At 34.5% G+C, this 8,237-nt stretch carries 10 protein-coding genes and 1 pseudogene; 10 read left to right on the forward strand and 1 reads right to left on the reverse strand.

Annotation, left to right across the window (positions count from 1 at the left end):
• Positions 1–184 precede the first annotated feature (184 nt).
• From H8Z79_RS17055 to H8Z79_RS16445, 10 genes and pseudogenes are all read left to right on the forward strand, one after another.
• Positions 185–1,132: a hypothetical protein gene (locus H8Z79_RS17055; protein ID WP_225877046.1), complete on the forward strand. Its 948-nt coding sequence runs from the start codon at positions 185–187 to the stop codon at positions 1,130–1,132.
• A 4-nt stretch (positions 1,133–1,136) separates the two neighbouring features.
• Positions 1,137–1,508 (forward strand): TnpV protein, encoded by a 372-nt coding sequence (locus tag H8Z79_RS16405; protein ID WP_187002954.1) that lies wholly within the window; start codon positions 1,137–1,139, stop codon positions 1,506–1,508.
• Between the two features lie 103 nt (positions 1,509–1,611).
• Entirely contained in the window at positions 1,612–2,460 is an 849-nt protein-coding gene (locus tag H8Z79_RS17190) for an AIPR family protein (RefSeq protein WP_187002955.1), read from the forward strand.
• A gap of 47 nt (positions 2,461–2,507) precedes the next feature.
• On the forward strand, positions 2,508–3,413 hold the full coding sequence (locus tag H8Z79_RS16415) for an AIPR family protein (protein ID WP_330607644.1): 906 nt from the start codon (positions 2,508–2,510) through the stop codon (positions 3,411–3,413).
• Between the two features lie 312 nt (positions 3,414–3,725).
• Positions 3,726–4,136, forward strand: coding sequence for a DUF6941 family protein (locus H8Z79_RS16420; RefSeq protein WP_187002956.1), 411 nt, complete (start codon positions 3,726–3,728; stop codon positions 4,134–4,136).
• On the forward strand, positions 4,136–4,744 hold the full coding sequence (locus H8Z79_RS16425; RefSeq protein WP_187002957.1) for a hypothetical protein: 609 nt from the start codon (positions 4,136–4,138) through the stop codon (positions 4,742–4,744). Before H8Z79_RS16420 ends, H8Z79_RS16425 begins: the two co-directional genes overlap by 1 nt.
• Positions 4,737–5,111, forward strand: a complete 375-nt coding sequence (locus tag H8Z79_RS16430) for a hypothetical protein (RefSeq protein WP_187002958.1) — start codon at positions 4,737–4,739, stop codon at positions 5,109–5,111. The genes H8Z79_RS16425 and H8Z79_RS16430 overlap by 8 nt, the downstream gene beginning before the upstream one ends.
• Positions 5,112–5,649: 538 nt before the next feature.
• Positions 5,650–6,130: pseudogene (gene tnpA, locus H8Z79_RS16435) on the forward strand (IS200/IS605 family transposase).
• A gap of 218 nt (positions 6,131–6,348) precedes the next feature.
• Entirely contained in the window at positions 6,349–7,695 is a 1,347-nt protein-coding gene (locus tag H8Z79_RS16440; protein ID WP_187002959.1) for an AAA family ATPase, read from the forward strand.
• Between the two features lie 2 nt (positions 7,696–7,697).
• Positions 7,698–7,892, forward strand: a complete 195-nt coding sequence (locus H8Z79_RS16445; protein WP_187002960.1) for a hypothetical protein — start codon at positions 7,698–7,700, stop codon at positions 7,890–7,892.
• Here the strand turns inward: H8Z79_RS16445 and H8Z79_RS16450 are convergent.
• Positions 7,889–8,237: tyrosine-type recombinase/integrase (locus tag H8Z79_RS16450; protein ID WP_187002961.1), on the reverse strand; the 349-nt coding region annotated here is incomplete at its 5' end. The genes H8Z79_RS16445 and H8Z79_RS16450 overlap by 4 nt on opposite strands.

Genomic DNA, 8,237 nt, shown 5'->3' on the forward strand with positions numbered 1-8,237 from the left:
TTTTGAAGAAGTTAACCGCGAGCCAGTAGTTTACCATTGGAAATATAAAATGGATGAAATCAGCGAAGCTGAAGCATCTTCAATTTAATATAGCAGTTATTTATTATCCAATATACTAGATGAGTCTACACCGCATTTGCATGTCGATTTTGTTCCATATGTGAGCGGGTGGACTGGAAAAGGTATGGATACGAAAGTTTCTTTAAAACAGGCACTAAAAAGCCTTGGGTTTCCAGGCGGAAGTAAACGTGACACAGAACTTAACCAGTGGATTAATCATGAGAAAGAAGTTTTGGCAGAAGTCGCTAAAAAGTATGGAATTGAATGGGAACAGAAAGGCACACATGAAGAACATCTGGATGTTTATAATTTTAAAAAGAAAGAACGTAAGAAGGAAGTGCAGGCTCTGGAGCAAGAAAAAGAATACCTGACAGCGGAAAACGAAAGTTTAGCTTTCAAGATTTCAGAAGTAAAAGCTGATATTGAAAAGTTGGAAGATGAAAAGTTTCAGTTTAAAAAAGATAAAGATGCTGTAGAAAAACGTGCGAAGAAAGCAGAAACAGAATTGAAAAAACTGGAGGACAGAAGAGAATTCCTGCAACCGGTGATGGATAATGTCAGTAAGGAAATAAAAGAATATGGAATGATCAAAACATTTTTGCCGGAAGCTACTACGTTAGAACGTGCGGTAACTTATCGGGATAAGAAGATCAAACCATTGTTCATTGAAATGAAGAATAAAATCGGTGCGATGGCTGCGCAGGTGAAAGAACTCACAAGAGAAAGAGATAGCTGGAAAAGTAAGTTTCAGAAGAAAAGGCAAGAGCATGAGAACACAAAAAAGGAATTGGCAGAAGTTCAAAAGGATTATCAGAAATTATCTGGTGAGAAAGAAATACTGCAGGGGCTTGCGGACAGATACAATCGACTTTTACGTATATTAGGGAAAGATATGGTAGAAAGACTGGTGCAGGACGATATCCGGATGCAGGAGGAACTTGAAGCGAAAAAGCATAAAGAGCAGATGCCGAAAAAAATAAGTGATCGTATACCGTGGGCGAAAGAACGAAGTGAAGAACACAATGCACAAATTAAGAAAAATAAAGCAAAGTACAGAGGAATGGAGTTATAAGAATATGAAGAAACAAATTTATGATGAAAAGAACGGACTGAGCTACACATTGCATGGAGATTATTATCTACCAGACCTAGAAATCAATGAGGAAGAACCCGCATATGGGAAATATGGAATAATGCGAAAACAGTTTTTGAAGGAGCATAGGAGTGCCAGGTATCAGTATCTGGTACTGACCGGGAAACTGACGGAGCATTTGAATCAGATTGATAAAGAGGTCAGAGAAAAAGTTGAGATGCTGGTGGAGCAGATGGCTGGACAATGGGGAGTGACAGAAGAATTGAAGATGCAGGATCAGATGGAATGGGTGAGGAGGATGAATAATATTAAGAGTGTTGCGGAAGAGGTAGTGCTAAAAAATTTATTAAAATAGTAGGGAAATCTTGAAAATAGAATACATGTGATCTTGTCAAAATAGCCGATATGAGCCATAATATTGATATAGATATAGGAAAAGTACAAAGGAGATAAATGCTATGAGTCAAGATTTTTTCGAATACCATATAGAAACAATGAAGGAGAAATACCCTACTTTTGGGAAGTATCAAAATTATCATATATTTACATTGTTATGTATAAAATACTTTTTTTATAGTGAATCTGGTATTTCTTTCGACCAAGATGTAATCGAGGAATTTTTGACTGATGGTGCTAATGATGGAGGTATAGATGCAATTTTTAATGATCCTACGAGTGAAGGGAATGATCTGATAATTGTTCAAAGTAAATTTTATGAAAATACAGCATTAGGAACAGATAACGTTGCAGGGGAATTATATAAGATTAATGAAACGTTGAAAAAACTTCAAAGTAATAAAATATCAGAATTTAATGATAAATTAGTTACAGCTTATAGAAATGCAACTAGCCAAATGGAAGATAATGCGAATATTCGAATTGTATTTTTCACATCGTACCAACCGAAAAATAAAAGGGAACGTAATAAATTAGATAAATCCATGAGAGATTATTTTGGCAAGTACGATTTGGAAATGAACTTTCGATCAGACATAGAAGCACAGATTGAATTGTGCGATAACGGAAAGTTATGTGTAGATTATGATAAAATTGCGATTGATGATAAAAATAATTATTTGAAATATGAAGATTCAATAATTGTTAATATTTCTGCTTTATCATTGCAAGAGCTTCAAAATAGAAGAAGAAATGGTTTACTTGGAATGAACTTACGATATTATGTAAGACAAAAGGCTGTTGATACAGGAATTGAAAAAACTATACATAAAGAACCTGAAAATTTTTGGTATAAAAATAATGGAATTTTAATTATCTGTGATGATTATGAATTGATGGAAAAGAAATAAAATTATGGAATTTTTCGATTGTAAATGGTGGTCAGACAACAAATCGAATTGGAAAGTTAGATATTGAAAAAGACTTCTATCTCCAATGCAAAGTGGTTAAATCAAAAGGAAATACTACTCAGATGAAGGATAAATTTGCATTGGAGATAGCTGAGGCGACTAATTCACAGAAACCTGTAAAAAAAGCAGATTTAAAAGCTAATACTCCGGAACAAATTAGATTAAAAGAACGACTCAATAGATGCCAAGTATACTACATTACTAAAAAAGGCGATAAAACACCAAAACAATATTCAGAACCTTATCAAACAGCAACACTTGAACAAGTTGGAAAGTTGGGGTTAGCAGCAGTTTTACAGATGCCTGGATCAGCTCGCAGTAATTCTCAGAGAATGTATAATGATGAGTATTACTATTCTATTTTTGGACAAGATGCAAAAGAGGGCGTAATCGCAGATTTATTGAAAATGTCGTATTATTATGACAAATTTGTTAAGGTCTACATTAAGGATAAAGGGTATGATGAAAAAACAGTGTTGCCGATGATGAAAAATGGTAGAACTTTTCAGTATGCTTGTGTAACATTTTTATGTAAAATCAATTATGGTGTATTTACCTATGATACGATTGCAGGAATGTTAAATAATGTAGACGATTTAAAAATTGCAATCAGAAATATGGGAAATATCGAAAAACTTATATCTGTGAAATTGCAAGATGAAGAAGAAATTTTTATGGAGATATTTTCTGTTATAGGAGATGAAGTATTAGGATATTGTTTTGATAGTGCATTATACAAGGCTGAAGAAGAACAAAGAACGCTTGCACCGTCGGATTATTTGAAAAGTGATATAAATTATTATAAGGATGTAATAAAGCGATTGTGGAATCGATATAAACAAAATTCAACATTGAGACGGGATATAGATTTAATTTGTGGAAAAGAGAGTTAAACCGAAAATTAAATATGAACTTTTGTGAAGCATAATATGGATTTTGGCTTTATATACAAACAAATAGAGGAACATATATTCTTACATAAAGAGTATAAAAAATTGATTTGTACGTTGCAGTGGATTAATCATGATATAATAAAAATGTCAGAAACGTTAAGGCGGAAATGTATCTGAGAAACGGAAAGTTTTTAATGAGAAAAACAATTCTAGCTAGAGCTAGTGGAAGGGGGGCTTATAATGTCTTGCAGAATGAAAATAGAGTGTGTATAATAAAAGTTACTTAGATTGATGATAGGAAGGAGAATGGTTATGATATATATTTCTTCATTTACATATTGCGATAGTATTCAAACAGAAATGACACCGCAAGGACCAAGAAATCAGATTGTGAATCCATTGCAAATACTTGCACCGATTGCGATACCGAGTAATTATTCTTTTGCGATTGCTTGTAATATAGCGGGCTTTGATGCTACGAAAGAGAATAGTGTACGAATACAATTTATATCTCCTAGTGGACAAGTATTAAATGATACTGGAGAGGTTAAGTTTCAGTTACCAGTTGAGAAGCTTAAGCTTGATAAATTAGGGGTTATGCAATTTAATTTGGATATGAGAAATCTGGTATTAAGAGAAGTGGGAGTGTATTCTACTAAGGTGTTGGTAAATGGTGAACAAATAGGTGAATATAAGATACAGGTTATAGTGGGTGAAGAATAATGTCTGCAGTAAAACAAATACCAGATACAAGTATAAGTAAGGTGTATAGTACACTTGTGGGTGGTGTTATAGCGACATCCATTATAGTTATGGGAAATGGAGCAGTTTCTGTTGGTCATAATTATGCTTATACAGAACAAAAAGTTTGCTATTATAACGAAAAAACCAATGTTTATGCATCTTTTTCTACAGAACCTAGCATATCATTAAACTTACCTGGGTATAGTAATAGTGAAAATACTAGTGCAGGTGTTGAAAAAGTGGTTATAAGCGAAGATAAGATAGAAAACCTAAAAAAATTAGAAACTATTGCATTACTACGAGATAATTGGAATTTAAATGGTGCAAAAGCATTTACAGATAGCTTGATAAAAAAAGGTAGAGATTTGATTTTGTTTTTAGAAATTCAACCTGAAATTTTTCCTACGGCATGTGAATCTTTGCAGTTAGAATATGATAGGGAAGATGGATCTCATATGGAAATTGAATTGACAGATAGAGATGAGGCAGAGATTTTTATGGTTGATACAAAGGGCGGTGAAAGCTTTGTAAATATTAGTGCTAGCCTTGAAAACATTAATAAGGTGGTGAGAGATTTTTATGGATAATACGTTTGAAGATGCAGAAAGAGTGTATCGTGCAGTTTATCCGCCGTCCCACCCGGGAATGTTCTGGAAAAAGAATGGAAAGATTTCTCCAGCAGCATTTGCAGATCCTAAGGGATTATCGGTTGAAAGAGGATTTTATAGAAAGCCTGACGAAATAGTAGAAAAAATGAAAAAAGTATTTTCAGGATGTATAGTATCCTTGAGCGTTGGCGATTGTCGAAATGTAGATGCTGTAGTGAAATATTTGCCAACAAAAGGTAATGAGTATCATTCGGAAATTCACAGTAGTGATACTGTTATTTTGCTAAATAAAAGTCAAAGACTTCACCTAGCAGAAGTTGCAAATAAGGAATATATGGAAAAGTAAAATGATATGTAGATGAAATAACATATAATCTTTTCTTGCTTCATATTTATGGGTGAGGCAACTGGAAGCGTACATAGGTTTGCTGATAACACCATGATAACAAAATTTCCAAAAACCACACGGACACAGCGGAAAATCCGCATTTTCCCGCACAAAATGAACGAAAAATAAACATTTAGCCGCTGCAACACGCCATTCTGATATCGTGAAGGTGGACGTACTGTTGGATCAGGACGTGTTGCTACAGTTATCGAATAATTTTAGCATAACATCTTAAATTATATATTGAGTACCGCAAGGTACATGTGTCCAAACGTAAGATACCCCGGAACCGTAAGGTTTCCGGGGTTTTTCTGTTGTCAGGGCAAAGCCCTATTTTCCATTGTGAAGTATCCGAAGTCGGATATGGAACTTTGGAAAAGAAAAAACCACCTGCTATGCAGGTGGACAAAATAGCTTTAGCGTTGTGTAAAAAACCTCCAGAGATATAATAAAAGCAGGCTCGCCAACCGTTTTATTAATCAAAGGAGGTGCCCACATGGACAGTAATAGTTTAGCACATACGAAATGGAATTGTAAGTACCATATAGTATTCGCACCAAAATATAGAAGAAAAATTATATATGGAGAATTGAAGCAGGATATAGCAAATATACTGAGTATGCTATGTAAACGAAAAGAGGTACATATAGTAGAAGCAGAGATATGTCCGGATCATGTACATATGCTGGTAGAGATACCGCCGAAAATGAGTGTATCAGAGTTTGTAGGATATCTGAAATCAAAAAAGCACGCTCATGATATTTGAAAGACATGCGAATCTCAAGTATAAGTATGGGAACAGACATTTTTGGTGTAGAGGATATTATGTAGATACAGTAGGGAAAAATGCGAAGAAGATAGAAGAGTATATTCGAAATCAGTTAAGTGAAGATTTAGAATATGATCAGATGTCTTTAAAAGAGTATATTGACCCGTTTACGGGTGAGCCAGTGTACAAAAGCAACTCAAGAAAATAAGCTCGACGGGCTTGGCAAGTAAATCTTGTGCGGCTGGCGAATTTTTCGACGAGTCTTCAGACTCAAACGCAGGAAAAGTGCCCATTACAATTGTGAAATAGAAGTTTTAAGTATAAAAGGTAAAAACATTACATAAAATGATATAAAAAATAACAAAAAATAAAAACTTATTGACTTTGGCGTGGGAAGGTGGTAGTATGATCGTGGAGGTGCATGAAATGATTACTTATGTGAAGATGAAAAATTTTATGTCATTCAAGGATGTAATGTTTGATTTCAGAAACGGAAGCAAAGGTGCCAAGAAATTTATCTCCATTTATGGTGAAAATGGTAGCGGAAAATCCAATTTTGTTACATGCATTGATTTGTTAAGAAAGTCTATTGAATCGTTTCAGATGGTAGGAGAAACGGAAAGAATAATGGAAATTGCTAAGGAAAAAGATATTCCGCAGGAACTTTTTGAGATGTTGTTGAATAGCACAAGCATCTTAAAATACAAAGAAAACTGCAGAATGATTGAGTGTGAGGAAGCAACTACCATTGAATATGGATTTCAAACAAACGGGCATGAAGGTTATTATGTAATGTCCTTTGAAGACCGTTTTTTGTATGAAAAGCTTTATTATTTTACAGGAAAGCAACGTGGTGTATTGTATGAAATCGATTATACAAAGAAAAATTCAAAAATAGAATTTTCAAACAAGCTTTTTAAAAATAAGAAGGTTGAATTAGAACTTAGGGATGAAATAAGTAAATATTGGGGCAAACATACCTTGTTGAGTATCTTTAATAAGGAAAGAGAAGATAAGAACGAGGAGTATATAAAAGAAAGTTATTTAGAGTATGTGTTTGACATAATTGATATGTTGAAGGATACTACAATCCATTGTAAAAAACCATCCTCTTCGGGTAGTGAAATAAATGCCGGTAAACCTAGAAATGTGCTGAGAGATTTGAAGGATGGAAAAATAAAAAAAGATAAAGAAGGCTTGTTGGACCGTTCGGAAAGAATTATTCGCGATTTCTTTACCCAAGCATATGCTGATATTAAAGATGTATACTATGAAAGAGAAATCGAGAATGATGTGATTTTGTATAAATTATATGTTAGAAAAATGATTGGCGGAAGAATTAGGACAATACCTTTTTCCAGAGAGTCAGCAGGTACGCAGCATATTATTGACATTATTCGTTCGTTGCTTGGTGCATTTTGTGGGGTTACGGTTGTCTATGATGAAATAGATGACGGAATACATGACTTGCTTTTAAAAAATGTATTGGAATCAATGATAGAGGATATCACGGGTCAGCTTATTATTACAACGCACAATACGTACATGTTGGAGACTATTGATATTAAATCTGTGTATTTGATTAATGTCGATTATCAAGGTAATAAAGAAGCCAAGTGCTTAGATAAGTATCCAAGAATTCAAGGGACAAATAATCCAAGAATTATGTACTTAAAAGGATTGTTTGGTGGTGTACCAATTGTAGATATATTGGACTATGATACAATATTGCAGGAGTTGGATGATTTGTCAGATGTAGAAGGAGGCGAGTAGTATTGCCTCATAATGCATTAAATTATACAAAATGTGCAGTCATTGTTCATGGAAAATCGGAGTTTGTGGAGAGATTTCCTGAACTTTCCTTATTTTACAGGCTTTTCAGCCCATTAGATAGTGAAATGATATGTATTTTCCCTTATTTTTGCCCTTATGCGGAATCCGTAAGGGAAATAAGGGAAATTTTTGTTTAAGCGTTGCTCGCTACTTTATCAAGAAGTCTTGCGGAATCCCGTTTTGCTTTTCTTGTTGAGTGAGCGTAAATATTCATTGTGGTACTGACATCAGAATGTCCTAACAGTTCCTGTACATCTTTCGGAGCCGCCCCGTTGGAGAGCAGGTTGCTGGTGTAGGTGTGACGTAACTGGTGGAAGTGAAAATCTTCAAATCCTTCCAGCTTCTTTGACACTGACCTGCAAGCAATGCCGAGTGTACTCGGCAGTTCCAGACTACCATCCGGTCTGAGGCAGACAAAGGATATTTCTTTATAATCTGCCGGGACTTCCTGCGTTCCGTCAAGGTGATAGTATTCATAATAC

This window comes from Blautia intestinalis (assembly GCF_014297355.1).
In the GTDB taxonomy this organism is placed as follows: Bacteria; Bacillota; Clostridia; order Lachnospirales; family Lachnospiraceae; genus Blautia_A; species Blautia_A intestinalis.